This is a genomic window from Natronorubrum tibetense GA33 (genome assembly GCF_000383975.1).
In the GTDB taxonomy this organism is placed as follows: Archaea; Halobacteriota; Halobacteria; order Halobacteriales; family Natrialbaceae; genus Natronorubrum; species Natronorubrum tibetense.
The window spans coordinates 2,988,373-3,012,516 of sequence record NZ_KB913017.1; the positions used below are offsets into that span (position 1 = coordinate 2,988,373).

Annotated in this window: 24 protein-coding genes; 15 read left to right on the top strand and 9 right to left on the bottom strand. The window is 63.8% G+C overall.

The window, feature by feature from the left end; genetic code table 11:
* Positions 1 to 99 precede the first annotated feature (99 nt).
* The 4 genes from NATTI_RS0115515 to glpA all read right to left on the bottom strand — a co-directional run bounded on the left by NATTI_RS0115515 (position 100) and on the right by glpA (position 5,788).
* Positions 100 to 1,308 (bottom strand): Cdc6/Cdc18 family protein, encoded by a 1,209-nt coding sequence (locus tag NATTI_RS0115515; RefSeq protein WP_006090425.1) that lies wholly within the window; start codon positions 1,306 to 1,308, stop codon positions 100 to 102.
* 2 nt (positions 1,309 to 1,310) lie between these two features.
* Positions 1,311 to 2,651: an anaerobic glycerol-3-phosphate dehydrogenase subunit C gene (locus tag NATTI_RS0115520; RefSeq protein ID WP_027119183.1), complete on the bottom strand. Its 1,341-nt coding sequence runs from the start codon at positions 2,649 to 2,651 to the stop codon at positions 1,311 to 1,313.
* Positions 2,652 to 2,739: 88 nt separating this feature from the next.
* Complete coding sequence (glpB, locus tag NATTI_RS0115525; protein WP_006090427.1) at positions 2,740 to 4,038, bottom strand: glycerol-3-phosphate dehydrogenase subunit GlpB; 1,299 nt, start codon at positions 4,036 to 4,038, stop codon at positions 2,740 to 2,742.
* A 1-nt stretch (position 4,039) separates the two neighbouring features.
* Positions 4,040 to 5,788, bottom strand: coding sequence for an anaerobic glycerol-3-phosphate dehydrogenase subunit GlpA (gene glpA / locus NATTI_RS0115530; RefSeq protein WP_006090428.1), 1,749 nt, complete (start codon positions 5,786 to 5,788; stop codon positions 4,040 to 4,042).
* 303 nt (positions 5,789 to 6,091) lie between these two features.
* On the opposite strand from glpA, the gene glpK reads away from it, so the two are divergent.
* Both glpK and NATTI_RS0115540 read left to right on the top strand, forming a co-directional pair.
* Positions 6,092 to 7,636 carry a glycerol kinase GlpK gene (glpK, locus tag NATTI_RS0115535; protein WP_006090429.1) on the top strand — a complete coding sequence of 515 codons (1,545 nt, stop codon included), beginning with the start codon at positions 6,092 to 6,094 and terminating at the stop codon, positions 7,634 to 7,636.
* Entirely contained in the window at positions 7,637 to 8,599 is a 963-nt protein-coding gene (locus NATTI_RS0115540) for a hypothetical protein (RefSeq protein ID WP_006090430.1), read from the top strand. It begins immediately after the preceding gene.
* 132 nt (positions 8,600 to 8,731) lie between these two features.
* Here NATTI_RS0115540 and NATTI_RS0115545 read toward each other — a convergent pair whose 3' ends face one another.
* Complete coding sequence (locus NATTI_RS0115545; RefSeq protein WP_006090431.1) at positions 8,732 to 9,292, bottom strand: universal stress protein; 561 nt, start codon at positions 9,290 to 9,292, stop codon at positions 8,732 to 8,734.
* Positions 9,293 to 9,472: 180 nt separating this feature from the next.
* Here NATTI_RS0115545 and NATTI_RS0115550 point away from each other — a divergent pair, with 180 nt between their 5' ends.
* The 8 genes from NATTI_RS0115550 (at position 9,473) to ribB (ending at position 15,507) form a co-directional block, all read left to right on the top strand.
* Positions 9,473 to 9,898 carry a hypothetical protein gene (locus NATTI_RS0115550; RefSeq protein WP_006090432.1) on the top strand — a complete coding sequence of 142 codons (426 nt, stop codon included), beginning with the start codon at positions 9,473 to 9,475 and terminating at the stop codon, positions 9,896 to 9,898.
* Between the two features lie 132 nt (positions 9,899 to 10,030).
* Positions 10,031 to 10,231 carry a hypothetical protein gene (locus NATTI_RS0115555; RefSeq protein WP_006090433.1) on the top strand — a complete coding sequence of 67 codons (201 nt, stop codon included), beginning with the start codon at positions 10,031 to 10,033 and terminating at the stop codon, positions 10,229 to 10,231.
* 205 nt (positions 10,232 to 10,436) lie between these two features.
* Entirely contained in the window at positions 10,437 to 11,120 is a 684-nt protein-coding gene (locus tag NATTI_RS0115560) for a phosphoglycolate phosphatase (RefSeq protein WP_006090434.1), read from the top strand.
* A gap of 123 nt (positions 11,121 to 11,243) precedes the next feature.
* Positions 11,244 to 11,531, top strand: coding sequence for a hypothetical protein (locus NATTI_RS0115565; RefSeq protein WP_006090435.1), 288 nt, complete (start codon positions 11,244 to 11,246; stop codon positions 11,529 to 11,531).
* A gap of 129 nt (positions 11,532 to 11,660) precedes the next feature.
* Positions 11,661 to 12,773, top strand: a complete 1,113-nt coding sequence (locus NATTI_RS0115570) for an outer membrane protein assembly factor BamB family protein (protein ID WP_006090436.1) — start codon at positions 11,661 to 11,663, stop codon at positions 12,771 to 12,773.
* A 92-nt stretch (positions 12,774 to 12,865) separates the two neighbouring features.
* Complete coding sequence (gene twy1, locus NATTI_RS0115575) at positions 12,866 to 13,897, top strand: 4-demethylwyosine synthase TYW1 (RefSeq protein ID WP_006090437.1); 1,032 nt, start codon at positions 12,866 to 12,868, stop codon at positions 13,895 to 13,897.
* 192 nt (positions 13,898 to 14,089) lie between these two features.
* On the top strand, positions 14,090 to 14,797 hold the full coding sequence (locus tag NATTI_RS0115580) for a DUF120 domain-containing protein (protein WP_006090438.1): 708 nt from the start codon (positions 14,090 to 14,092) through the stop codon (positions 14,795 to 14,797).
* Positions 14,794 to 15,507, top strand: coding sequence for a 3,4-dihydroxy-2-butanone-4-phosphate synthase (ribB, locus tag NATTI_RS0115585; protein ID WP_006090439.1), 714 nt, complete (start codon positions 14,794 to 14,796; stop codon positions 15,505 to 15,507). The genes NATTI_RS0115580 and ribB overlap by 4 nt, the downstream gene beginning before the upstream one ends.
* 107 nt (positions 15,508 to 15,614) lie before the next feature.
* Here ribB and NATTI_RS0115590 read toward each other — a convergent pair whose 3' ends face one another.
* On the bottom strand, positions 15,615 to 15,983 hold the full coding sequence (locus NATTI_RS0115590) for a DUF7471 family protein (protein WP_006090440.1): 369 nt from the start codon (positions 15,981 to 15,983) through the stop codon (positions 15,615 to 15,617).
* Positions 15,984 to 16,194: 211 nt separating this feature from the next.
* Between NATTI_RS0115590 and NATTI_RS0115595 the strand changes: the two genes are divergently transcribed.
* Positions 16,195 to 16,713 (top strand): winged helix-turn-helix transcriptional regulator, encoded by a 519-nt coding sequence (locus tag NATTI_RS0115595; RefSeq protein WP_006090441.1) that lies wholly within the window; start codon positions 16,195 to 16,197, stop codon positions 16,711 to 16,713.
* A gap of 201 nt (positions 16,714 to 16,914) precedes the next feature.
* Here NATTI_RS0115595 and NATTI_RS0115600 read toward each other — a convergent pair whose 3' ends face one another.
* Both NATTI_RS0115600 and NATTI_RS0115605 read right to left on the bottom strand, forming a co-directional pair.
* Positions 16,915 to 19,056 carry a copper resistance CopC/CopD family protein gene (locus tag NATTI_RS0115600; RefSeq protein ID WP_006090442.1) on the bottom strand — a complete coding sequence of 714 codons (2,142 nt, stop codon included), beginning with the start codon at positions 19,054 to 19,056 and terminating at the stop codon, positions 16,915 to 16,917.
* Between the two features lie 3 nt (positions 19,057 to 19,059).
* Entirely contained in the window at positions 19,060 to 20,289 is a 1,230-nt protein-coding gene (locus tag NATTI_RS0115605; protein ID WP_006090443.1) for a beta-propeller fold lactonase family protein, read from the bottom strand.
* Between the two features lie 248 nt (positions 20,290 to 20,537).
* On the opposite strand from NATTI_RS0115605, the gene NATTI_RS0115610 reads away from it, so the two are divergent.
* Positions 20,538 to 21,467 carry a branched-chain amino acid transaminase gene (locus NATTI_RS0115610; RefSeq protein ID WP_006090444.1) on the top strand — a complete coding sequence of 310 codons (930 nt, stop codon included), beginning with the start codon at positions 20,538 to 20,540 and terminating at the stop codon, positions 21,465 to 21,467.
* Positions 21,468 to 21,928: 461 nt separating this feature from the next.
* Positions 21,929 to 22,633, top strand: a complete 705-nt coding sequence (locus tag NATTI_RS0115620; RefSeq protein ID WP_006090445.1) for a phosphoglycerol geranylgeranyltransferase — start codon at positions 21,929 to 21,931, stop codon at positions 22,631 to 22,633.
* A gap of 9 nt (positions 22,634 to 22,642) precedes the next feature.
* Here the strand turns inward: NATTI_RS0115620 and NATTI_RS0115625 are convergent, their stop codons facing one another.
* Entirely contained in the window at positions 22,643 to 23,416 is a 774-nt protein-coding gene (locus tag NATTI_RS0115625) for an SIR2 family NAD-dependent protein deacylase (RefSeq protein WP_006090446.1), read from the bottom strand.
* 93 nt (positions 23,417 to 23,509) lie between these two features.
* Between NATTI_RS0115625 and NATTI_RS0115630 the strand changes: the two genes are divergently transcribed.
* Both NATTI_RS0115630 and NATTI_RS0115635 read left to right on the top strand, forming a co-directional pair.
* The gene (locus NATTI_RS0115630) at positions 23,510 to 23,758 is read left to right on the top strand and encodes an antitoxin VapB family protein (protein WP_006090447.1); all 249 of its coding nucleotides are present in this window, start codon (positions 23,510 to 23,512) and stop codon (positions 23,756 to 23,758) included.
* On the top strand, positions 23,759 to 24,130 hold the full coding sequence (locus tag NATTI_RS0115635; protein ID WP_006090448.1) for a type II toxin-antitoxin system VapC family toxin: 372 nt from the start codon (positions 23,759 to 23,761) through the stop codon (positions 24,128 to 24,130).
* Positions 24,131 to 24,144: the final 14 nt, after the last annotated feature.

The window sequence follows — 24,144 nt, forward strand, 5'->3', positions numbered from 1 at the left end:
AAAAAGTTAGACGCCCAGTCCGGAACTCCCCTCGATCGATACGAGTGCGTCTCGATCGGCGATCGGGACACCGACGATCTCGAGTCCTCGATACACTCGTCAGCGCGTTTCGTCTCCGGACTCGCTCGCCACGCTCTCGTCGACGTCATCGTCGTCTCTCACCGGACCCAGCGCCCGAAACGCGATCGTCGGAAATCGCGGGACGACGGAACTGGGGCGCCGTCCGCTCCCGTTTGCAGGGAGGGGAACCCGTTTGATGACGCCTCGATCCGCGAGTTCGTAGAGGAACCGTTTGACCGTCCCCGTGGTCAGCGAGGATCGGTCGGCGATCTCCGCCGCGACCTCGCGGATGGGACGGTCGGCCGAGTCGACGGCGACGAGGTCCAGTAGGACTCGTTGGCGGGTTTCCGACAGTGCGAGCACGCGATCCAGGTGAACGCCGTCGTCGGGGACGTCGGCTCGAGCGGTCTCGAGGTGGTCGGTCTCGATTCGTTCGCTGCCGTCCTCGGTCGCGAGGACGGCTGCCCCGAACAGCGCCGCGAGCGCATCGTGGGCGTTGCCGTCGGCCCACATCGCCACCTCACGAATAGGTTCGTGGTCGAGTACGCCGGCCGCGAGTCCCGTCGATGCGCGATCGGTGATCACGTCGACGAGTTCGTGGTGGCGGTACGCCGGCACGGGGACGGTGGGATTATCGTCCGACCAGTCGTCGGGGACGCGCTGGCCGACGGCGACGGTCGACACGCTGTCGGACAGCGGTTCGAGCAGTTCGCAAACGCGGTCGTAGGAGAGCGTCTCGGGTTCGTCGTGGTGATCGATCGCGACGACTGCGCGGCGGTCCGGTCGGGCGACTCGGTCCCCAAGCCGTTCGCGCAACTCGTCGGTGCCGACGCCGCTCTCGGGAACCGGTTCCGTCGAAATCACCGACAGGACTGCCCGGTAGAAGGCGAAGGCGCTCTCGACGCGTCGCCCGTCGACGTAGACGAACCACGTCACCGGTTCGGTGCTGCCCGCACGCGTCGTCGTGCCGATCGCTCGCGTCGACTCGCTGAGCCGTTCGTTCAGCGCGTCGAACAGCGCGGTGACGATAGCCGAGGTTCCCGATCCCGCCGGGCCGACCACCGCGATCGGCGACGGTAACTCGCCGTCGAACACCGGCTCGAGCACGTCCAGCAGCTGTTCCAGAACGGGGCCACGGCCTACCGGGTCCGACCGGTGGACGACCGGGCTGAGGTCGGTTCGCTCGACGACGACCGATCGTCCCTGTCTCGCTGATCGCCGCCGAGCGATGCGTTCCTCCAGATCCATCCCTATGTCTCCCGTGTTCCCTGGGCCGATTCGGGTGCCGTTCCGAGGAGGGCCGACTCGAGCACCTCGAGCGTGTGCTTGATCTCGTAGCCGGTGCCGTGGCCCATCTGCATCGAGCAGGTCGGACACTCCGTGAGCCCGGTCTCGGCTTCTGCCTCCTCCATGTGGTCGAACATCTCTTCGCCGATCTTCATCGACGTCTCGTAGTTCTCTGCCTTCCAGCCGTAGGTGCCGGAGATCCCCGAACAGGAGTCGCCGACGTCGTGTGCGTCGATGCCGTCGATTGCGTCTACCACTTCTATCGTCTGGCCATCGAGGCCCTGGTTACGTGAATGACACGGTGCGTGATAGGCGAAGTCCTCGCCCTCGACGGAGGTTCCCTCGAGTTCGGTCTCGAGATCCTCGTGAACTCGGAGATACTCGATGGCGTCCCAGGTGTTTTCGGCAACGTCTTCCGTTCCCTCGAAGTCGAACAGTTCGGGGTACTCCTGGCGCAACGACATCGAACAGGAGCTACAGGAGGCGATGATATCGGCGCCGTCCTCGAGTGCGGCCCCGAGTTCGCTGACGTTCGTCTCGGCGGCCCGGCGGGCATCGTCTAACATGCCGTTGGCGAACATCGGGGTCCCCGAACAGGACTGATCGGGGACCATGACCTCGTAGCCGAAGTGCTCGTAGACCCGGACCAACGCCTTCCCGACTTCGGGGGTGTTGTAGTTCGAGTAGCAGCCGTGGAAGTAGGCGATGCGCTTGTCTGGGTTTTCGACTTTTGCGCCGCCGCGTTTCGTCCACCACTTTCGGAACGTTTCCGTGGCGAACTCGGGGAACTCCCGCTCGCCTGTAATGCCCAGCGTCTTCTCGCCCAGCCACTTCGTCACGGAGAGCCCCATCACGAAGTTCGCCGTCCGCGGGAACGTCGCCGCGATCGGGGCGAGACGGCGATAGTTCGCGAGGATTCGGTTTCGGATGTACTCGCGGGAGAGTTTGTCCATGTTCTCCTCGACGTACTCCCCGCGCGCCGTGTTGTGCATCTGCGAGAGCGGGACCTCGGAGGGGCAGGCGCTGTCACAGCGCATGCAGTTCGAACACTTCATCACCGAGTCGTCGATGTCGTGGTCGTCCTGCCGTTTGAGCCGCCACTGCTCGGGTCCCTGGAACTTCGGGCCGGGGAACTCGTCGTCGACCTCAGCGACGGGACAGTTAGTGTCGCAGGTCGAGCACTTGTAGCAGTTGTCCGCGTCCGGCCGGAGGTCCATGTCTTCGGCCTCGGGGAACACCTGGATCGGCTCGAACTCGTCGTCGCCCGGTACGTGGTCGTCGGTTGGTCGTTCTGCGTCGCTCATGAAATCGAGATCACCACTGTCTGTCGGTCGCTGTCGAAACGATCGCTCGAGTCGCGCGGTCGAAACGCCGGTCTCGAGTCGGTCACGCTCATTGTTCCGCCTCCGTTCCGGCCCGCGTCCCGGCGACGTAGCCCGTCGCGAGCGAGACGCCGGCACCGGACTTCTCGGCCGCGAAGTCGTACCCGCCCAGCACGGCGCCGGCCGCTCGCAGGTTCGAGAACTCCGGATCCTCGTTTCCGTCGAGCGGCCGGAGCTCGCGGTCGGCTGGGAGCCCGAAGCGAGCGTACGGCTGCTCCCCGAAGACGTCGTCGACGAACCAGTCGTAGCGGTCCTCGGCGTGGGGAACGTGGCAGTCGAAAAGCGGTTCGAACACTCGCTCGCGCTCGGATCGGACGCCCTTCCCGACCAGCCCGCCGGTCGCGAGGACATACTGGTCGGCGCGATAGGGGATCTCAGCCCCGTGGCGGTCGACGACGACGTGGTCGATACGAGCGTCGTCGCCGTCCTCGTCCTCGGTTTCGTATCCGATCACCGGTACGCCCGACGCCGTTCGGACGCCCGCGTCCTCGAGTGCGTCGTACAGCAGATCCTCGAGTCGCATCCCCGGCAGGCTCGGCGGTCCCATCGGGACCTCGAAGACGTCGACCCCGAGGGCGTCCGCGAGGTCGGCTCGCACCTCGTCCGCGTGCTCGTCGCCCAAAATCGCGGGGAAGCCGACGCGAGACTCGTCCTCGAGGTGGTCTCGAACCGTCGTCGCGAGCGCGTTTCGCGCGCCCGTTTCGTCGGAGCCGGTCGCCACCGTCTCGTCGTGATCGAGCAGGTGGGCGTACCGGGTCACCTTCGCGTCGTCCCGAGCGATGCCGGGGAACGAGACGGTGACGCCGCGGGCCGCAAAGGGCGCGCCGGCAGCTGCGAGATGCTCGGCGGCCAGCGGTGCTTCGAAGTCCGTTAACGTCTCGAAGCCGACGAGCAAGGTGTCTCGAGCGTCGCTCGCCAGTCCGTCGGCCGTCGAAAGGGGGTACCGCGCGGTCGGCTTGACCGTGCCGCCGTGGGTTGGGACGAGCGCGTTCGCGTCCGTGTGTGATCCTGCGTACGCGTCGCCCGCAATCTCGTCGAAGAAGGTGAGCGCCTCGCGGACGGCCTCGCTGCCGACGCGCTCGTAAGGGTGGCCCTCGGGGAGGGTCTCGAGCGCCTCGTAGGGATCGACGAGCGGTCCCTCGCCGTCGGGCGTGTAGCCCAGGATGTCGATCAAGCCGCTCGCGTGGCGCAACGTGCTCTGTTTGTACGTGACGAGTCGGACCCGGACGTCCCGTTCTGCGGCCGCGAGCGCGGCGGTTGCGCCGGCGAGTCCGCCACCGATGACGAGTACGTCGTCTTCGATCGCCATCTCAGCGGTCACCTCGGCCACTGCCTCGCTCCCGAGGCCCTCCGCGGCCGCCGTCAGTGCGCATCTCCGCCGTCGGCCGGCCGCTGTCGAAGGCCTCGTACTCGAGTGCGTCCGGGTCGTCTTCGTTCGCCGGATCCCGGTCCCGGTTCATCGTCGTCGCGTGCAGGGCGTAGTTGAGCATCGCCTGCGAGAGCTGTTCGCCCCAGAGGGCGTGTCGCTCGCCCTTCCAGCGCTCCTGAAAGAGTTCGTCGAGCGACGCGCGGACCGTCGCCTCGTCGTACTCGGGGTGGAGCTCGTTGGCCATGTTCGCACAGCAAAAGCCCCCTTGACAGTTGCCCATCGAGGCCCGGGTTCGGATGCGGACCGCGTTCAGGTCCGATCCCGACTGGCAGATCGCGTCCTGGACTTCCGCGCGCGTCACGCCCTCACACTGGCAGATGACGGGGTTCGCCTCGTCCGTGCCCAGGACGTCCGCGGCTCGGCTTCCCAACCGCTGTTTGCTCCGGCGGGCGACCGGCGAGCGGAGACCGAAATCGTCCATGCCGGCCTCGAGCGTCTCGATGTTCTCACTCCCAGGCAACGGCTCGTCGGCCGTCGCACAGGAGGCGTTTACGCCTAATTTGTCGCAGACGTGGTTCGAGATCTCCTCGGCCATCGCCCGGTAGGTCGTGAACTTCCCGCCGACGATACTGGACATCCCCGAGACGCCGTCGCGGTCGTCGTGGTCGAGCAGGAAGAAGTCCCGCGTGATATCCGTCGGGTCCTGCGTGCCGGTTCCCGGCGGTTCGTACAGCGGTCGAACGCCCCAGAACGAGCGGATCGTTCTCGCTTCCTCGAGGATCGGGACGAGCTCCGAGAGGGTGTCGATCATCTGGTCGACCTCCCACCGCTCCTCGGGGTAGTCGTCCGGATCCGACACCTCCTCGTCCGTCGTGCCGAGGATCGCCGTCGTTTCGTGCGGGACGATGATGTCGGCGTCACCCTTCGGCTTGCAGCGGTTGATCACGGTATCGACCTGTCGGACGTTCATGATCGTCATGACGCCCTTGGAGGGGCGAACCTCGACCTCGAGGTCGGCCATCGCGCCGATCTGGCCCGCCCACGCGCCCGTCGCGTTGACGACGTACTCGGCGGTGATCTCCTCGGTCGTTCCGGCAGCGTTGTGCGTCCGTTTGCCGGGTCCCGACTCGTGGCGCACCTCGACGCCGTAGATGTCGTCGCCGTCACGCAGGAGGTCCACTACTTCGGCGTGAGTCTCGACGCGTGCGCCGTGATTCTCCGCGTCGAGCGCGTTCGCGACACAAAGTCGGAACGGATCGACCGCCCCGTCGGGGACCTCGATCGCGCGCGCAACGTCTTTCGCGAGATAGGGTTCGACTTCGCGGGCTTCCCGACCCGAGAGGACGCGCGCGGGAATTCCGCAGTCACGACAGCCCTCGAGTTTCTCCCGGAAGTACTCGTCTGAGTCCTCCGGGCGCTGGACGAACAGGCCGCCAGTCATCTCGACGCAGTGGCCTGCGATATCCCGGAGGATTTCGTTCTCTTCGATACACTCGGTCGCACTGGCCTGATCCGACACGGCGTATCGGCCGCCGCTGTGTAAGAGACCGTGCATGCGGCCAGTCGTCCCGTCTGTGAGGTTTCCTCGTTCGACGAGGGTGACGTCGAGCCCGCGCATCGCCAGATCCCTGGCGATACCACAGCCCGTCGATCCGCCCCCGAGAACGAGAACCTCGGTGTGGTCTGCCATCCCTTCGTTCGTACCTAGATCTGCCTACTCTTTATTTTATCGGCGGTCGGCCAACGCCCATAACAACTGTCAGTGATTGATGAATGTTATCATGGAGTACGACGATCTCATGAGTAGAAACCGCATTTAGCCGCTTATTGCTGGGGTGTTGTGTCTTGTACGAACAACGAATCGGGGGCTGATGATAATATTATGTATACAATATTATGTTTGCAGTAACATTTATGATGATAGTGGATATTGTTTACCAGTATCACGCGACCACCAGTAAACTCGCGTGGACAGCACAAGGGGTGACTACTAGTGACAGACAATACCTACGTCGGTGCGGTAGATCAAGGGACGACTGGGACGCGCTTCATCGTGTTCGATCACGGTGGGCAGGTCGTCGCGAACGCATACGAAAAACACGAACAGATTTATCCGGAACCCGGGTGGGTCGAACACGACCCGATGGAGATCTGGGAGAACACAAAGAGCGTCATCATGCAGGCGCTCGGGCAGGCGGGAATCAGTCCCGACCAGCTCGAGGCCATCGGCGTGACCAACCAGCGGGAAACGACGCTGCTGTGGGACGCTGACTCCGGACGGCCGGTCCACAACGCCATCGTCTGGCAGGACCGTCGAACGACCGACCGCGTCGAAGAACTCGAGGACGACGGGCTGGTCGGCACCATCCGCGAGAAAACCGGCCTCGAGGCCGACGCCTACTTCTCCGCGACGAAGGCGGAGTGGCTGCTCGACAACGCCGACCCGATCAAACTCGAGCGCTCGCGGCCCGAGGATATCCAGGACCGAGCCGAGAAGGGCGAGGTTCTGTTCGGAACGATCGACACGTGGCTCATCTACAACCTCACGGGCAACCACATCACCGAGGTCACGAACGCCTCGCGCACGATGTTATACAACATCCACGACCTCGAATGGGACGAGGAACTCCTCGAGGAGTTCAACGTACCCGAAGCGATGCTGCCGGAGGTTCGTCCCTCGAGCGACGACGAGACCTACGGCACGACCGATCCGGAGGGCTTCCTCGAGTCTGAAATCCCCGTCGCGGGTGCGCTCGGTGACCAGCAGGCGGCCCTGTTCGGCCAGACCTGTTTCGACGCCGGCGACGCGAAGAACACCTACGGGACGGGCTCGTTTTTCCTGATGAACACCGGCAACGAGGCCGTCGAGAGCGACCACGGGCTATTGACGACGATCGGATTCCAGAAGTCCGGCGAGGATGTCCAGTACGCCCTCGAAGGATCGATCTTCATCACCGGCGCGGCGATCGAGTGGCTCGAGGATCTGACGCTGATCGACGATCCGGCGGAGACGGCGGAACTCGCCCGGAGCGTCGACTCGACAGACGGTGTGTACGTCGTCCCCGCGTTTACGGGACTCGGCGCTCCCCACTGGGACCAGCGCGCACGCGGGACCATCGTCGGGATGACTCGCGGCACGCGGAAAGAACACATCGTCCGAGCGACCCTCGAGTCGATCGCCTACCAGACGCGCGACGTCGCCGAGGCGATGGAGGCCGACTCGGGTATCGACATGACGAGTCTGAAGGTCGACGGGGGCGCGGTCAAGAACAACTACCTCTGTCAGCTCCAGTCCGACATCATCGGCTCGGAGATCGTCCGCCCGGTCGTCGACGAGACGACGGCACTCGGCTCGGCGTACGCAGCCGGGCTGGCCGTCGGCTACTGGGACGACGTCGACAGCCTGCGCGACAACTGGCAGATCGACCGCGAGTTCGATCCGAAGATGGACAGCGACCAGGCCGACGAGCAGTACGCCCGCTGGCAGACCGCGGTCGACCGATCGCTCGACTGGGCGCGCGACGGAGGAGGCGAATAGATGGTACTCGAGACCGCGTTGGGCGATCCGGTGTTCTGGATGGCCGCTCTGGCCGGCGGGGCCTTCGGTGCGGCGATCGGTGCCCTGCCGGCGTTCGTCTTTACCGGTTTCATGGTCATCGCCGGTGAGGCGGCAGCCTTCGCCGGGGCCGGGGACGAGATCACCGGAGCGATCGGCTTCGGACCGATCTTCGGTCCACATATCGCCTTCGCCGGCGGTGCGGCTGCAGCAGCGTACGCGGCAAAGCAGGGCTATCCGGAACTCGATGACGGAAAAGATATCGCCAGTGCGCTCGGCACACACCGTATCGACGTGCTGGCTGTCGGGGCGATTTTCGGCATCTTCGGGTTTGCAGCCACCGAACTGCTCAACTACGTCGGGTTCGGGACCGACAACATCGCGCTGATAGTGTTCGTCTCCGCGCTCGTCCACCGCGTTGTCTTCGGCTACGACATCATCGGCGAAGTCTACGGGGACAACCTCTTCGACATGGGTCCCGCCGAGCGCAACGAGGAGAACGCGCCCGGGATCTGGCTGCCGTGGCAGTACAAGTGGAGCGGCGTCGCGTCGATCGGGATCATCGGCGGTCTCATCGGTGGCTTCGTCTACCTCGTCACGGAGAGCCCCGTCCTGGTGTTCGGTATCAGTGCGGCCAGTCTGGTGTTCCTCAACTGTGGTGTCGACAACTTCCCGGTGACCCACCACATCACGTTGCCCGGTTCCGTCGGTGCGTTCGGCGCGCTCTCGGCCGGGATGAGCGAGCCGGTCGTGATGCTGTTCGCGCTCGGATTCGGCGTCTTCGGGGCACTCATGGGCGAGGTCTGTAACCGTGTGTTCTACGCACACGGCAAGACGCACGTCGATCCGCCGGCGTTCGGTATCGCAGCCTCAGGGCTGCTCGCGACCGTACTGGTCGCAGTCGGCGTCTTCGACGCGTCTATCTGGCCGACGTTCGGCTTCTGATAGCGACACCGCCACACACCGGCGGCTCATTTTTCGGGTTTTCGCACACGCGATCTCGAGTCGGTGGTCGCAGACGCAATCGGTCCTGTCAGTTATTTTTTGACGGCCGACGACGCCTCGAAACAGATCCCGTTACGTGGCCCCTTCGCTCTTCGGCGGTTCGGCGTTGTCTCGCACCGTGACGACGGGAACGTCCGACATTCGGACGACCTTCTCCGCCACGCTCCCGAGCAGGTACCGGTCGACGCCCCGTCTGCCGTGGGTCCCCATGACGACGAGGTCGATATCCGCGTGGTCGGCGTACGCGAGGATGACCTGATAGGGGTCGCCGACGTGGATAATCCCTTCCGTCTCGACGCCGTCGAACTGGCCTTCCACCTCCTCGACGATTTCGATCGCTCGTTCCCGAATCTCGTCCCGAAGGTCTTCGTGATCGCCACCGAGCATCCCGGACCGGGTTTCGTCAGAATCGCCGCCGAGCATTCCGGACCGCGTCTCGTCGGAGCGTCCGCCGAGCATTCCGGACGGCGACCGTTCGGCGTCGCCGTCGCCCGTATAGCCGACGTAGGAGGAGTTGACGACGTGCAGTACATGGACGGTCGCATCGTACCGCTCCGCCAGGTCCCTGGCGTGCTCGATCGCCGCGCTAGCGCCACTGCTCCCATCGGTCGGAAAGAGGATATCGGTGTACATGATTCGACCCCAAGCGAACACCTGGGCCGGTCTCTACCAGCACCACCGCATTAGAGCTTGGGGGTGTATTGCAAGCGACTTTATCGGAAGACCCGCTCTCGAGGCGCAAATCGATCGGCTGATCGATACGCTTCGTGCAGTCGAGAACAATTATGTGGATAGCCTCTCTTTCTCTGGCACATGTCCGAGTCCGAATCACAGTCTCCGTCCGAACTGGAGTTTACCGAACGAATGCAACGGGCGGATCAGTGGAGCAAGTGGATCGCGATGGCTCTCACCTTCGGATTCTTTTTCGTGACAGTGTTGCTCACGACCAGCGTCGAATTCAGTGCGGTCGTCGCGGCGGCCATGGGTATCGGGGTACGATTCGTCATCCCCTATCGGGTCACCATCTCCCGCCCTCCCGACGAACGCGAACCGCTCGTCGCGGATCAGGGGGCCGTACAGTTTCACCACGGTGCGGCCGGCGGCGCCCTGATATTCGGTTCGGTTGCGGCGGCCGCCGTGACAGTCGTCAACGGGGAGTCGACCACGGGACTGGTGGCGGGCGGGATCGGACTGGCCGTCTCCTACGTCGTGTTCTCGAGGGCGTTCCCTCGCGCTTGACCGATCGGCTGGCTTCGCTTCGGTCGGGCGTGCGGGCTCGCTACGGTTCGAACTCGGCCATTGTCGCTGCTGGTTCCGCAGCGTGCTGAACCGAACACAACTGATTTACGGGAGTAATACCCTTTGAATCATATGTTTAGCCAGCTCGAGATCGCGAGACGAGACGGGCGAAATCTCCTCCTCGTTCTCGCGATTATGATTCCCGTCCTGTTTTTCGTCGCCGACGGAGGGCTGGAGGCTCGAGTCGTCGCGGCCGTCCTCGGTGGTGTCCTCACGGCAGTCACGTTTCTCGCGGTGACGGTCGCGATCAACCGGTTCGGACCGGACTACTGAACGGTCAGCTGTAACTCATCGCCAGTACAATCGCGACCGTCTGGTGATTGCACCGGTAAATCGTTACAGCAGACCGTTTGAGCGCCGAGCGCGAGACGGCCCGTCGACGAGCGCACCTGCGCTGACCAAGCGGGGAGCGGACGCTGACGGAAATCCGGTCGCCGTCGGTCACAGCATCTTTATTCGCACTCGCCAACTGCCAGCTATGACCGCCGATCCGCCACTCGCCCTCGATATCGACGGCACGCTTACCCGTCCCGACCGCTGGGGTATCGATCCACGCGTTTTCGACCCGCTCCGCGACTGGGAGGCTCCCGTCGTGATTGCGACCGGGAAAGCGTTCCCCTATCCCGTTGCTCTCTGTCACTTTATCGGGATTCCGGAACTCGTCGTCGCCGAGAACGGCGGCGTCGTCTACACCGGCGACGACGTCTTTTTCACCGCCGATCGGGCGGCCGCCCAGGCCGTCCTCGAGGAGTACCGCGCCGCGGGGTATGACACCGGCTGGGGAGCCGAAAACACCGTCAACCGCTGGCGAGAGACCGAGATCGCGATCGATTTAGAACAGCCGATCGGCCCTCTTCGAGAGATCGCCGCCGAACGCGGCCTCGAGGTAGTCGACACTGGCTACGCCTACCACGTCAAGGACACGACGCCGAACAAGGGCGACGGCCTCGAGACGATCGCCGAGCATGTCGGCTTCGATCTCGCGGACACCGTCGCGGTGGGCGACTCGGTCAACGATGTCTCGACCTTCCAGGCCGTCGGCCGGAGTTTCGCCGTGGCGAACGCCGACGAAACGGCGAAGGCCGCGGCCGACGAGGTGCTCGAGGAACGCCACGCCGACGGGACGCTGGCGGTACTTGAGCGAGTTCGACCAACGGAATAACGGCTCCACCGACGAAGTTTCCGACGTCTGAACCGAATTTTCGACAGCCGAATCGAATGCTTCCGCGATGGACCGGCCTCGCGCACTCAGAACGTTTTTCTTCCGCCCGACGAACACTCGAGTATGCTCGCGACCGCTCTCGCCGTCGTCCTCGGTCTCGTGGTGACACCTGCGCTGTTCATCGCGGTCTACTTCGACGCCTCGAGAATCGACGTCTCGAAGCCGCTGCTGTGGGGGGCGGTTGCGGCGGTCCCCTTCGCACTCGGCATCGGCCTCTACCTGTTCGTCGACGCCGCGCCGATGACCGGCGTCATCATGACTGCCAACACCGGAATCGTCCTCTACGCCTTCGAGCGCGAGGTGACCCGCGGGGACGACGAACCCGCGGAACCGGGCGAACTGCTCGAGTAACGGATCGGGACGAGTCGCGTTTTTCGAGAGGAGGTTGGATCGATCGGGAGGTCGGACTGTCCAGATGGGTTCTCGTCCCGAAAACATGACAACGCAAATCCTATTTCTCCCCCTTGTGTCGACAAGCGTATGCCCGCCACGCGCCGTCGAGCACTGGTTGCCATCGCCGCAGCGGGCGGCGTCGCCGGGTGTACGGATCTGCTTTCTACCGGCGAGTCCGACGATACGTCACCGGCTGACCGCCGCGTCGATGCGTCGTACGAACCGGGTGACGGCGAGTGGATTCGCTCGAGTCGCTCATTCGCCAACGATCTGGTTTCCACCACGGCGCGCCCGCCGCGGGACGAACCGAACGAACGGTGGAGTGCCGGAGACCGCGGCTCCGTCCTCGACATCGCCGTGGTCGACGGCCGGTGTTACGTCGCCAACGACGAGGCGCTCGTGGCCCGAGACGCCGAGACGGGAGAAGTAGTGTGGCGCCACGAACTGGCAGAGAACAATCTCTTGCGAACCTTTCTCGAGGTCGAGGGAACGGTCTACTATACGGCCGATGGTGATCTGCACGGGCTTCACGCTGATACTGGCGATCGTCGATGGACAGTTGGCGGCGAGGACCGGTACGGAACGCTCGCACTTGCTGACGGCACGCTTCACTGGACGACCACGGAGACACACCGACTGCTCGAACCGGAAGGGGGCTCTCGACCGACAGCGCGGTCGGCGATCCCCCTCGACGGATACGAATCGCGCGTTCGCCCCTCGGAGCCGGCGGTCGTCGACGGATCGATCGCGCTCGGCGGTTGGCCGTACCGGTCGGGTTCGGCACCGATTCGCTCTCTCTCGCGTCGCGGCACGATCTGGAGCCGTCCGTTCGAACCGTACGTACCGACTCCGGCGATGGTCGGAAATCGCCTGCTCGCCACCGGCTACGACAACGATTCGAACGCGCTTGACGAAAGCACCGTCGCGTCGTTTGACCTCGAAACGGGTGATCCCCACTGGGAGACGACCGTTCCCGAACCGGTCGGCCAACCCGCCGTCGCCGACGGGATGATCTACACGGGCGGGAGCTACCCCAGTGAGTCGGCGACCGAGACTGGGCACCTGTTCGCCCTCGAGATCGAGACGGGCGAAATACGCTGGGAGATCGACACCGATGGTGCCTTTGCGGGGCATCCGCTCGCGCTCGTCGACGACGTCGTCGTTCTCGGAACGCGGACCGGGGTGATCGTTCTCGAGTAGCCGGCGACTCTCACCACCGGCCCAGATCTCCCGTTTCTGCTGGCGACCCACACCACGCACCTTTTGTCCGCCCCCGTTCAAGCGAGGGCAACATGAGCAACTCCGCCGAAACGGGCGTCGATACCGGAGCCGACGCCGACGAGGACGGCAACGAGGACGGCGGCCCGATGCAGGTCTCGAGTCCGGACTACCACAGCGAGAACCACACGGCGGCCCAGACCTGCGGCTGGACGGCCAACGCCTTACGCGGCGAGGGCAAGTGCTACAAGAACATCTACTACGGGATCGAGTCCCACCGCTGTATCCAGATGACGCCGGTGGTTCGGTGTAACGAGCGCTGCGTCTTCTGCTGGCGCGACCATCAGGGCCACTCCTACGAGATGGATGATGTCGAGTGGGACGACCCCGAGGCGGTCGTCGACGCCTCCTTGAAACTGCAAAAGCGACTCCTCTCCGGCTTCGGCGGCAACGACGAGGTGCCACGCGAGGTATTCGAGCAGTCGATGGAGCCGCGCCACGTCGCGATTTCTCTGGACGGCGAACCGTCGCTCTACCCCTACCTACCGGAACTCATCGACGCGTTCCACGACCGCGATATCACGACCTTCCTCGTCTCCAACGGCACCCGACCCGAGGTCCTCCGGGAGTGTGACCCCACGCAACTGTACGTCAGCGTCGACGCCCCCGAACGCCACACCTTCGACGAGGTCGTCGGCGCGATGGAAGACGACGCCTGGGAGAAACTCCTCGAGACGATGGACATCCTCGCCGAGAAAGACGAAACCCGGACCGTGCTCCGGACGACGCTCGTCAAGGGCGAGAACATGCACCACCCCGACTGGTATGCCGGTTTCTACCAGCAGGCCGATCCGGACTTCATCGAGATGAAGGCGTACATGCACGTCGGCCACTCGCGGGGCCGACTCGACCGCTCGGCGATGCCCGACCACGAGGAGGTCGTCGACTTCACCGAGCGAATCGGGGAGTACATGCCCGAGTTCACGGAAGTGAAGGACGTGCCGGCCTCCCGCGTCGCCTTGCTCTCGAAGACCAAAGACACCTGGGTGCCGAAACTGAAGAAGGGAAGCGAGTTCTGGGAGCGCGACCCGGTCACCGGCGACTGAGACGAGCCTCGGCTGACCCCTAAATCCCGACTAGTCGAGTACTGCGCCAGTTCGTCGAGAACCACCGGTGGCTTTTTGCCTCGACTCCCCAACGGTGTGGTACCGACGATAAACGCTCGCCAACTGCATCACAGTTTTGTTACGCATACCACATTCGGTATGCTTTTAGGTAGCTGTCCCATAGCCTCCGGTATGTCAGTGTCAGCCGAGTCTGCCGTCGGGCACGACGAACTCGCCGTGCTCAAACTGCTCGCACTCGAGGGCGGCCTCGAGGGCGACGTCAAGATCTCTTGTTCTCACCTCGCGGATCGACTGAATGCATCGAACCAGACCGCCTCGCGACGGCTCCAGCGCCTCGAGAGCGCCAGCCTGCTCGAGCGCGATACCGTCAGCGACGGCCAGTGGGTGGCGATCACCGACGATGGCGAGCGCGCGCTCCACGCCGAGTACGAGGACTACCGTCGTATCTTCGAGACGGACTCGGAAATCGAACTCGACGGCACCGTGACCAGCGGGATGGGCGAGGGCCGCCACTACATCTCCCTGTCGGGCTACATGCGACAGTTCGAGGAGCGTCTCGGCTACGAGCCGTTCCCCGGCACGCTGAACGTCGACCTGCGCGAGGACAGCGTCCGCCGACGCAGCGCCGTCGCCTCGCTCGAGCCGGTCCCGATCGACGGCTGGGAGGACGACGAGCGCACCTATGGCCCGGCGGTCTGTCACCGAGCGACGATCGAGACCGCCGAGGGCAACCGCTACGAGGACGCCCACATCATCGCGCCCGAGCGAACCCACCACGACGAGGACCAGCTCGAGGTCATCGCACCGGAGAAACTGCGCGAAACGCTCGGTCTCGAGGACGATGATCACGTCACCGTCTACGTGGGTGACCGCCGATGACGGGCCACCACGCGGGAACGCGATCGAACGCCGGCGGGGAAAACGGAACCGGTGCGACGGCGGCGGCCGACTCGGTCGAAGACGCACTCGACTCGCTTCGGGCCGGCGAACCGGTGCTCGTCCACGACGCAGCGGATCGCGAGGGCGAGACTGATCTGATCTACCACGCCGATAGCGTCACGCCGGAGGCCGTCGCTCGCCTGCGAAACGACGCCGGCGGGCTCGTCTGCGTCGCCCTCGGCCACGACCTCGCCGAGGCGTTCGACCTCCCGTTCTACACCGACGAAGTCGACCACCCCGCGAGCGGCGATCACGAACTCGGCTACGACGAGCGCTCGTCGTTCTCGCTGACGGTCAACCACCGCGACACCTACACCGGTATCACGGATAACGATCGGTCGCTGACGATTCGGGCGCTGGGAGAGGCTGCCAGCACACCCGGCAAGACCGATTTCGCCGAGGAGTTCCGTGTTCCGGGTCACGTCCACTTGCTCAAGGCCGCGCCCGACCTCGTCGCCCAGCGCGAGGGTCACACCGAACTCGGCGTGGCCCTCGCCGAGGCCGCAAACCTCTCGCCCGCCGTCGTCGTCTGTGAGATGTTGGACGACGAAACTGGCGAGGCGCTGACCCCCGTCGACGCCCGCGCCTACGCGGATCGGCACGGATTCACGTACATCGAGGGCAGCGAGATCCTCGAGCGACTCGGCTAGGCGAGTTGCGGATCGAACTCCGACTTCTACGGTTTGCTGTAACGAGTTACCGGTGAGACTGCAGGACAGTTCGCGGCCCCGCTGGAAATGATATACGGCAGACAGTATCAATCCCCGTCCAGTTCGGACGGCGTCCGTTCAGTTTCTGCTTCGGTGCCGTTCGTCGGACCGCTTCGATACACCGCATACAGAATGAGCACGGCGATCGTAAAGTCGAGACCGTGCTCGACGAGGTGGTGTATCGTCATCGGGACGAGTCCGAAGGCCGTTCCGAGTCCGACGACCGACCGCAGGGAGAGGAGTCCGAGCACGACCGTGATCAGCAGATAGCGCATCGACCGCCGGCGCGAGTACGCGACGACGCCACAGCAAAAGAGGATCGTCGTCCCGAGGACCGCGAGGACGAGCACGGCGAGTAACACTGGAGCCAGCTGGGGATCCAACCACGCGATGTCGAAGGGACTCGTGTGATCCATCTACACGATGGTACATCGGGATGACAACTACCTATGTGCTTCGGTCGGCTCCCTTTTGACGCATTCGTTCGAATCGACGAGACGGGTCATATGACCGGTTCTTACCTGTTGGGAACGATCAAAAGCCGTTATCAAGTCCCCAGCGTTAGTCAGTAATAGCAGTCATCCCTCGGTCACACGAGCGGTGAACACAGAGACAGATCGATTCCCCATGAGCGACACTCGAGATCAAATCAGGACCCACGTCCGAGCGAACGCCGGCATCCACTTCAACGAACTCGTCAGGGAGTCGGCGTACGCGCCGGGACAGATTCAGTATCACATCCGCCGACTGATCGACGCTGGCGACCTCGTCCGCGAGGAATGCTACGGCCAGACTCACTACTATCCACCAGCGTACGACGCGTGGGAACGCGGTGCGCTGGCGCTGTTTCGCCGCGAAACAGTCCGAGAAATCGTCGTCTATCTGATCGAACACGAGTCGTGTCGACCCGCAACGGTCGCCGACGACCTCGAGATTGCCCGGAGCACGCTCGAGTACCACCTCGACCACCTGGTCGAACGTGATATCGTCGACAAGACCTACGACGAGCGTAATCATGTCACGCTCGCTCTCGCGAATCCGGAGCAGACCGCGCCGCTGCTCTCGGAAGTGACGCCGACGGTTCCCGACCGGCTCATCGATCGGTTCACCCGACTCGTCGACGGGTTGCTCGAGGGGACGTCGTAATCGGGGCAGACGGAGCCGTCAGCGTCGACCTCGACGATTCGGCTCGAACGTCCTCGACGATTCGAATCGGCGAAGCGTCGAACGTCGGCCCTCGAGCCAGGTGAACGGAGCTGTCAACTCCTCCGGTCTGTTGTCAGTCATTTCCGGAGCAACCGCCAACCACCGTGCGGTTGAACTGATAATCAGTTACAACCGATCGTATCAGTCGTTTCTACTCCGTCGTTGGAGCCCTTCGACGGCGACCGCGAGCGAACCGGCGACCACGGTCGCGACGGCACCGAACTCGAGTAGCGTTTGAAACGGTGACGCCTCGTCTGCAGCGTCGTGGCCGTCCGGTCCGTGGTCGTGGCCGTCCGCTCCGTGATCGTGGTCGTCTGCACCGTGATCGTGGTCGTCTGCACCGTGATCGTGGTCGTCCGGTCCGTGGTCGTGGCCGTCCGCTCCGTGGTCGTGGTCTGCGTGGTCGTGCTCCTCCGCACCGTCGTCGTGTTCGGCGTGCTCGTCCGCGGGAAGCGCGGTCGCGTCGATCCACTCGCTGACGTAGGATCCGCCGGGTGCACCGGTGACGCGAAGTTCCCACTCGCCCGCGTCGGGAAGCGGCTGGACCGTCGCGTACGTGCCGTCGTCGGTCTCCTCGAGTTCGACTTCGATTTCCGTCCCGTCCCCGCCGCTCGCCAACAACCGAACGGGCCGTTCAGAGTCGACTGGAGAGTCGTTCTCGAGGAAGGCGACCTCGAAGACGATCGGTTCGTCCGTTCGAAGCTCGAACGACTCGTTAGTCGACTCGTTGACGACCGGGAGCGCCGTCACTTCGACGACCCCATCGTCGTACTCGTACTCGATGGTCGCTTCGATCGGTTCGTCGCCGTCCATGCCCGCGACTGCGGCGGTCGGCGCGGACGTGAGCAGTCCCGAGAGCAACAGAACGACGACCAGCAGCGTGACCTCGAGCCGGACGGCTCGAGCGATCCGCGTGATCGTCAACTGCCGGCCACTCCCGTCGCTTCCGCCGTCCGTACTCGTCGGTCGGGAACCGTCGACCGCATCCGTCGGTGGGGCCGACTCGAGTCGGCCCAGAAGAACGTACCGGGTGAGGCCGCCGAGCGCAAGCCCGGCGACGACGAGGATCAGTTTCGCAGCCAAGACGAGGCCGTAGACCGTGTCCGTGAGGCCGCTGGCGGTCGGGACGTGCCACGACGCGAGGACGAATCCCGTCCCGACGACGAACGTGACGCCGACGAGCGCGAGGATCGAGAACCGGCGAATCGTGGCTGCGAGCAAGACTGGGCGGTCGTCGGGGTGTGCGTTTCGAACCGTCGGCACGACGACGAACGCGAGGACGGCCAGCCCGCCGACCCAGAGACCGGCGCCGACGATGTGGACGAAATCCACGATCGCTCCGTTCAGTCGGTCGATCGCGGTCGCGGAGTGACTGGTCCACGCGATCGTTCCCGCGACGGCCAGCGCCCCGACGAACGTTCCGGCGAGCGCTCCGCGCCGCGGGAGCCGCCCGCGAGCCAACGCCGCGACGAACCCGGCGACGCCGACGGCGAGGGCGACCTGCACGAGCCAGGCCTGCCCGAGCGGCGTCTCCGTGAACTGGGTGATCGTCTCGATCGACAGCGGCCCCATTGCCGCGCTCCGAGCGAGTCCGAGCGCGAGCGCGCCCAGAGCCGCGAGTCCGGCAGCGCCGGCGAGGAGCGCGGTGAGTTGCCCGCCGATCCGTTCTCGTTGCGACGCGTCGGCTCGAGCGAACGCCGGACCGACCGCGACGGTTGCGATCGCCGGAATTCCGATCAGGCCGGCGACGCCGACGAGCAACAGCGCCTTCGCTCCCGCCTCGAACGGCGGGATCGACTCGTCTTCATCGCCCTCGCTCTCCTCGTAGGCCTCGAGGACGGCGTCGCGATCGAGCGGTTCGTCGCCGACGGCGAAGAAGAACGAGCCGGAGGTGGTGTGGCCGTCGTCGGCGAGCACCTCCCACTCGACGGTGTACATCCCCTCATCGCCGGTCGCGTCTTCGTCGATCGGGACGTCGACGACCTGCGTGTCGTCGGAGTCGATCTCGGACTCTTCGGAGACGACCTCGTCGTCGGGATCCACGACGGTGATATCTGCGTTGACGACACCATCCCCAGAGAAGTACAGCGTCACCTCATCGGGCAGTGAGTCGATCTGTTCGCCGTTACCGGGGTCGGTCTCGCTCAGGTAGGCGTGGGCCGCGACCGGGGTCGCGACGAGTCCGATCGCGAGCGCCATCACGACGAGCGCGACGAGCACCGACGCGAATAGCGATGTCCGAGAGAGCGGACCGCCGCCGTCGATCGACGATGTTATGTCCATCGGTTAGCGGAGGTTTCCGGAGTATCCGCCGCCGGAGTCGCCGACGAACTGCACCGTGTCGACGCCCTCCTCGACCTCGACGTGATCGACGAGTTCCTGAGCCTCCATGTCGACGATCGCAACGATGCCGTCGTCGTCCGCGGGCGAGATGAAGTAGCCGCCGCCGGCCACGCCGCTGCGGTGGAGGAACGGCGCGCCCTCGGGGCGGATGATGTCTCCGATGTCGACCGTCTCGACGATCTCGAGCGCGTCGACGTCGATGATCGACGCCTGATCGGTCTGCGTGTGGGCGGTAAACGCGTAGAGCGTGCCGTCGTCGGCCTCGTGATAGCGGAGGGCGTCCGGTCCCTCGTCGACGTTGACAGCGCCGTATTCCTCGCTCTCGTCGCTCGTCGCGTCGAGGAACCGGATACTGTTGCCGTCGAGAACGCCAAGGACCTCCTCGTCGGGGGAGAGATACATGCCGCCCGCGAAGTCGAGGTAATCGACGACCTCATCGGTCTCGGTGTCGACGACGGCAGTTTCGTCGCCGTGTTCGAAGTAGGCGAGTCCCGTCTCGGACGCGTAGGCCTTGTAGTGCGTACCCTCGTCCTCGTTCTCGAGTTCGATGTAGTCCGTCCGTTCGTACGCCTCGAGGTCGATGATCAGCGCCGCGGGGTCGTTGACGTTCGTCGCGTACCCCATCTCACCGAAGTCCTCGTGGTACAGCAGTTTGCCGTGGCCCTCGTTCTCGAGGCCCGACTCGACGATCTCCGTGACGTGGTGGGAGTCGGTGTCGATGACGTAGAACGTCCCTTCGTCGTCGCTGTGGACCCACATCTCGTCGTCGTTCGGGTGGTACATGTGCGTCGGATCTGGTCCGATGTCGACCTCGTCGACGATTTCGCGGGCTTCGGTGTCGATGACGAGCACCTGGGAGGGTGAGTCCCGAATGACGTAGATCTCGCTGTAGTCGGCCGTGATCCGCGGATCGCCCCAGCCCTCGTCCTCGAGCCCGTCGGTGATCTCGTCGACGACTGCTCCCTCTGCTGGATCGATGATCGCGATCGTGTTCGGAGCGAACGCGTAAATGAATCCCTCGCTTTCCTCATCGTTCGATTCATCTCCGTTCGATTCGTCGCCGTTCCCATTGTCGTCGCCGCTATCGTCGCCACCCAGGCAACCAGCCAGAGCGATCGCTGAACTGCCAGCGACACCCTGTACGAAACGTCGTCGATCGAGCAATACCTTCATATGAGTGGTATCTGTTCCACCTTTATTCGGGGTTCTGGTTCAATAGTAGAAATGCTGGTAAGGGATTCCATGTGCTATGGGTAGCGCCGAAACCATCCGATGTGCAGAGTATCAGTCGACTGGGCTTGGTATCGAGTATAATGGTTTGATGCCGTCCGTCTCGGCGGCGTCGGCCGGACGGTCCGATCGTCGTGTCTCATCGTGGAAATCGCGAACACTTAGTACGGTGGTGTTCAACACTCTCGAGCATGGGATTCGATGAGATGGATGTCGACACGATCTGGATGGACGGCGAGTTCGTCGACTGGGACGACGCACAAATTCACGTGCTCACACACGGACTCCACTACGGCACCGGCATCTTCGAAGGCGCACGCTGTTACGAGACCGAGGAGGGGCCCGCGATATTCCGCTGGGAGGAACACCTAGACCGACTGTTCGAGTCCGCGAAACCGTACGAGATGGACATCGGCTACACGAAGGAGGAACTCACCGACGCAACGGTCGAACTCATTCAGCGCCAGGACCTCGAGTCGTGTTACATCCGCCCGATCTCGTTCTACGGCTACAACTCACTCGGCGTCAGCCCGAAAGACTGCCCCACGAAGACGGCGATCGCCGCCTGGCCGTGGGGGACGTATCTCGGCGAAGAGGCCCTTGAGGACGGGATCGACGTGATGATCTCCACATGGCGCAAGCACGCCTCGAGTCAGATACCGACGAACGCGAAGACGACGGGGCTCTACGTCAACAGCATGCTCGCGGGCGAGGAAGCCCGCCGGAACGGGTACGCGGAGGCCATCGTCCTGAACAAGGAGGGTAACGTCGCGGAAGGCCCCGGCGAGAACATTTTCCTCGTCCGCGACGACGAGATCTACACGCCCGGGCTCTCGGAGTCGATCCTCGACGGCATTACCCGCGACACCGTGATCGAGATCGCGGAGGATCTCGGCTACACTGTCCACGACAACGTCTCGATCTCCCGCGGCGAACTCAACACGGCCGACGAACTGTTCTTCACCGGCTCTGCCGCCGAGGTGACGCCCATCCGGAAGGTCGACAACGTCGTCATCGGCGAGGGCTCCCGCGGCCCCGTCACCGAGGACATCCAGCAGCGCTTCTTCGACGTCGTCGAACGCCGAACCGACGCCTACGACGAGTGGTTCGAGTACGTCTAAGCTGACGATTCGTTCGTTGGTACCGGTATCTCGGCTCTCGGCTCTTTCGGCGATGATTCTCGAGTCGATCTCGAACTGGCTCCGTCGGTGGCTGTTCTCGGCGAACGCGTCGTTCACTCGCTACGCTTATTGAACGATGCTGTTGCGACGAATGGTTCGGAGAACACGAGTGTTCTGCTGACGCTGGCGGCAGTGAGTTCCACGTCCTCCCCAGCCGATTCACTCGTGCCAAGGGGCGCTCGCTCATCCCTCGCCCGGCTTTGAGCCACGTCTCGCTATTCGCTCGCCGTGGCACAGCGCGCGCCACCGCACGTGGGCAGTTCCAGCAGTATGTCTGTCACCTCTACTGTCCGTTGGCACTCTCGAGACGCCTCGAGACGCACCTGATTCCATCCTCGAGCACGATTTTAGCTACCCGTCACTTTCGTAGCGTTTTTGCCGGTTGTCGGGAAACGACGGGTATGACTACCTGCCCCTGGGACGATTGGAACCACATTCTCAAGATCGATCCCGACAAGGAGCTCCCCGAGGGCGTCACGTACGGTGATCTCTGTGCGACCGGCACCGACGCGATCGAAGTTGGCGGTACCATGGGTATCACCGAGGAGAACATGGAGGCCGTCGTCGACGCCTGCGCCGAACACGACGTCCCGCTCTATCAGGAGCCCTCGAGTCCCGACGTCGTCATCGACAACCGGGCGCTCGAGGGGTATCTCATCCCGTCCGTCTTCAACGCCGGGTCACCGTTCTGGATCACGGGGGCCCACAAGGAGTGGGTCCGGATCGACAGCAACTTGGACTGGGATCGGACCTGGACCGAGGCCTACATCGTGATGAACCCCGAGGCCGACGTCGCGACGTACACCGAGGCCGACTGCGACTTAGACGCCGACGACGTCGCGGCCTACGCCCAGATCGCCGAACGGATGTTCGGACAGGAGATCGTCTACGTGGAGTACTCCGGGACGTTTGGCGACGAAGAAATCGTCGAGGCGGCGGGCGAGGCAACCGAGGAGGCGACGCTGTTCTACGGCGGCGGCATCCACGACTACGACTCGGCCGCGACGATGGCCCGCCACGCCGACGTGATCGTCGTCGGTGACCTCGCCCACGACGAGGGCGTCGAGGCCGTCCGCCAGACGGTCGAAGCGGCGAACGACGCCTGAAAACGGCCGCTATTTTTCGACGAGGTCTCGAATCTTCGGCAGCACGTCGGTGACGTCCTCGCGCACCACCACGTCCGCTGAACTGTCGACTGGCGTCGACTCGAGGTTGACGATGCCGACGGTCGCTCCCGACGACGCGGCGAGTCGGGGCAGCGACGCGGCGGGTTCGACCACCAGCGAGGAGCCGATGGCAAGGAAGACGTCGCTTTCGCCGGCGAGCGAGCGGGCACGCTGGATGACCGCGCCAGGCAGTTGCTCGCCGAAGAGGACGACGTCGGGTTTGTAAACCCCGCCGCAGTCGCAGGTCGGCGGCAGTTCGCCGTTCGTGGCGCGCTCGAAGATCGGGTCGTCCTCCATACGTTTTCCACAGTCGATACAGCGTACTCGCTGGGAGTTCCCGTGAAGCTCGAGGATGGACGGTTCGTCCGTGCGCTCTTCTCTCACAGATGTGGCTGCTTCGCCGTGTAATCCATCCGTATTCTGCGTGAGGATCGCCTCGAGATTATCGTCCCGTCCCATCGCGGCCAGCGCTTCGTGGGCCGCATTGGGCTCGTACTCCCCGTCGAACATCACCTGTTGAAGTTCGATGCGATCCGCCCAGAACCCCTCCGGATTGCGCTGGAACCGGCCGTACGTAAACTGCCCTTCGTCGAACTTGTCCCAGACGCCGTCGTCGCCGCGAAACGTCGGGACACCGGAGGGTTGGGAGATGCCCGCGCCCGTGAAGGCGACGACGGTCTCTGCATCGCGGATATCGTCGGCGAGTCGCTCGAGATCATCCATATCGGAGGGTCGGACTGCAGGCTCAAAACTCGTTGTGGTGGTGGTGAACTGCGAAAAACACATATGCATAGAATAGAAAATATAGATACACAGATGGGGAGTAAGACAGTGAGCCTCAAGGACGAAACGTACCGGCGGCTCAACAGAGAAAAGCGGGACGGCGAAAGCTTCAGTGATGCAATCGACCGTCTGCTCGTTGAGGACGATACGAATCCGCTTCGAGAGCTAATCGGACTCGTCGATGAAGACGAACTTGAGAACGTTCGGACACGTTCGAACGAGTTCCGAGAAGATGTGAATAGCCGGTTCGGTAGCACTGAACGAGCTAACGAGGACCAGTAAATGGTTCTGTTGGACAGCTGTTTTCTCATCGATCTCTTCGCAGAAGACGCCGCTGCGATCGCAAAGCTGGACGAATTCAGTTGGCAAGAGGCGTCGGTATCTACGCTTACCGTTTCGGAAGTTGGGTTCGGACTGTCGAACACTGATCGAGAACGGTTCGAGACGATCGTTCAACGAGTGGACGTTCTTCCATACGGACTTACCGAGTCACGGCGAGCAATGAAAGAACAACGAGTGCTCCGTAAACAGGGAGAGCAGATCGGTGCTATCGACGTAATGATTGCAGCGACAGCGCTCGAGGCGAATAAAGCTGTCGTCACCAGAAACGTCGACGAGTTTCAGCGGACGAGTGCCTCGGTAACACCCTACTGAATTCCCCTAGCGTT

Excerpts from the sequence above, each read along its gene's own strand:
- NATTI_RS0115515 (WP_006090425.1), bottom strand. The coding sequence starts at position 1,308 with ATGGATCTGGAGGAACGCATCGCTCGGCGGCGATCAGCGAGACAGGGA.
- NATTI_RS0115520 (WP_027119183.1), bottom strand. The coding sequence starts at position 2,651 with ATGAGCGACGCAGAACGACCAACCGACGACCACGTACCGGGCGACGAC.
- glpB (WP_006090427.1), bottom strand. The coding sequence starts at position 4,038 with ATGGCGATCGAAGACGACGTACTCGTCATCGGTGGCGGACTCGCCGGC.
- glpA (WP_006090428.1), bottom strand. The coding sequence starts at position 5,788 with ATGGCAGACCACACCGAGGTTCTCGTTCTCGGGGGCGGATCGACGGGC.
- NATTI_RS0115540 (WP_006090430.1), top strand. The coding sequence starts at position 7,637 with ATGGTACTCGAGACCGCGTTGGGCGATCCGGTGTTCTGGATGGCCGCT.
- NATTI_RS0115545 (WP_006090431.1), bottom strand. The coding sequence starts at position 9,292 with ATGTACACCGATATCCTCTTTCCGACCGATGGGAGCAGTGGCGCTAGC.
- NATTI_RS0115550 (WP_006090432.1), top strand. The coding sequence starts at position 9,473 with ATGTCCGAGTCCGAATCACAGTCTCCGTCCGAACTGGAGTTTACCGAA.
- NATTI_RS0115555 (WP_006090433.1), top strand. The coding sequence starts at position 10,031 with ATGTTTAGCCAGCTCGAGATCGCGAGACGAGACGGGCGAAATCTCCTC.
- NATTI_RS0115560 (WP_006090434.1), top strand. The coding sequence starts at position 10,437 with ATGACCGCCGATCCGCCACTCGCCCTCGATATCGACGGCACGCTTACC.
- NATTI_RS0115565 (WP_006090435.1), top strand. The coding sequence starts at position 11,244 with ATGCTCGCGACCGCTCTCGCCGTCGTCCTCGGTCTCGTGGTGACACCT.
- NATTI_RS0115570 (WP_006090436.1), top strand. The coding sequence starts at position 11,661 with ATGCCCGCCACGCGCCGTCGAGCACTGGTTGCCATCGCCGCAGCGGGC.
- twy1 (WP_006090437.1), top strand. The coding sequence starts at position 12,866 with ATGAGCAACTCCGCCGAAACGGGCGTCGATACCGGAGCCGACGCCGAC.
- NATTI_RS0115580 (WP_006090438.1), top strand. The coding sequence starts at position 14,090 with ATGTCAGTGTCAGCCGAGTCTGCCGTCGGGCACGACGAACTCGCCGTG.
- ribB (WP_006090439.1), top strand. The coding sequence starts at position 14,794 with ATGACGGGCCACCACGCGGGAACGCGATCGAACGCCGGCGGGGAAAAC.
- NATTI_RS0115590 (WP_006090440.1), bottom strand. The coding sequence starts at position 15,983 with ATGGATCACACGAGTCCCTTCGACATCGCGTGGTTGGATCCCCAGCTG.
- NATTI_RS0115595 (WP_006090441.1), top strand. The coding sequence starts at position 16,195 with ATGAGCGACACTCGAGATCAAATCAGGACCCACGTCCGAGCGAACGCC.
- NATTI_RS0115600 (WP_006090442.1), bottom strand. The coding sequence starts at position 19,056 with ATGGACATAACATCGTCGATCGACGGCGGCGGTCCGCTCTCTCGGACA.
- NATTI_RS0115605 (WP_006090443.1), bottom strand. The coding sequence starts at position 20,289 with ATGAAGGTATTGCTCGATCGACGACGTTTCGTACAGGGTGTCGCTGGC.
- NATTI_RS0115610 (WP_006090444.1), top strand. The coding sequence starts at position 20,538 with ATGGGATTCGATGAGATGGATGTCGACACGATCTGGATGGACGGCGAG.
- NATTI_RS0115620 (WP_006090445.1), top strand. The coding sequence starts at position 21,929 with ATGACTACCTGCCCCTGGGACGATTGGAACCACATTCTCAAGATCGAT.
- NATTI_RS0115625 (WP_006090446.1), bottom strand. The coding sequence starts at position 23,416 with ATGGATGATCTCGAGCGACTCGCCGACGATATCCGCGATGCAGAGACC.
- NATTI_RS0115630 (WP_006090447.1), top strand. The coding sequence starts at position 23,510 with ATGGGGAGTAAGACAGTGAGCCTCAAGGACGAAACGTACCGGCGGCTC.
- NATTI_RS0115635 (WP_006090448.1), top strand. The coding sequence starts at position 23,759 with ATGGTTCTGTTGGACAGCTGTTTTCTCATCGATCTCTTCGCAGAAGAC.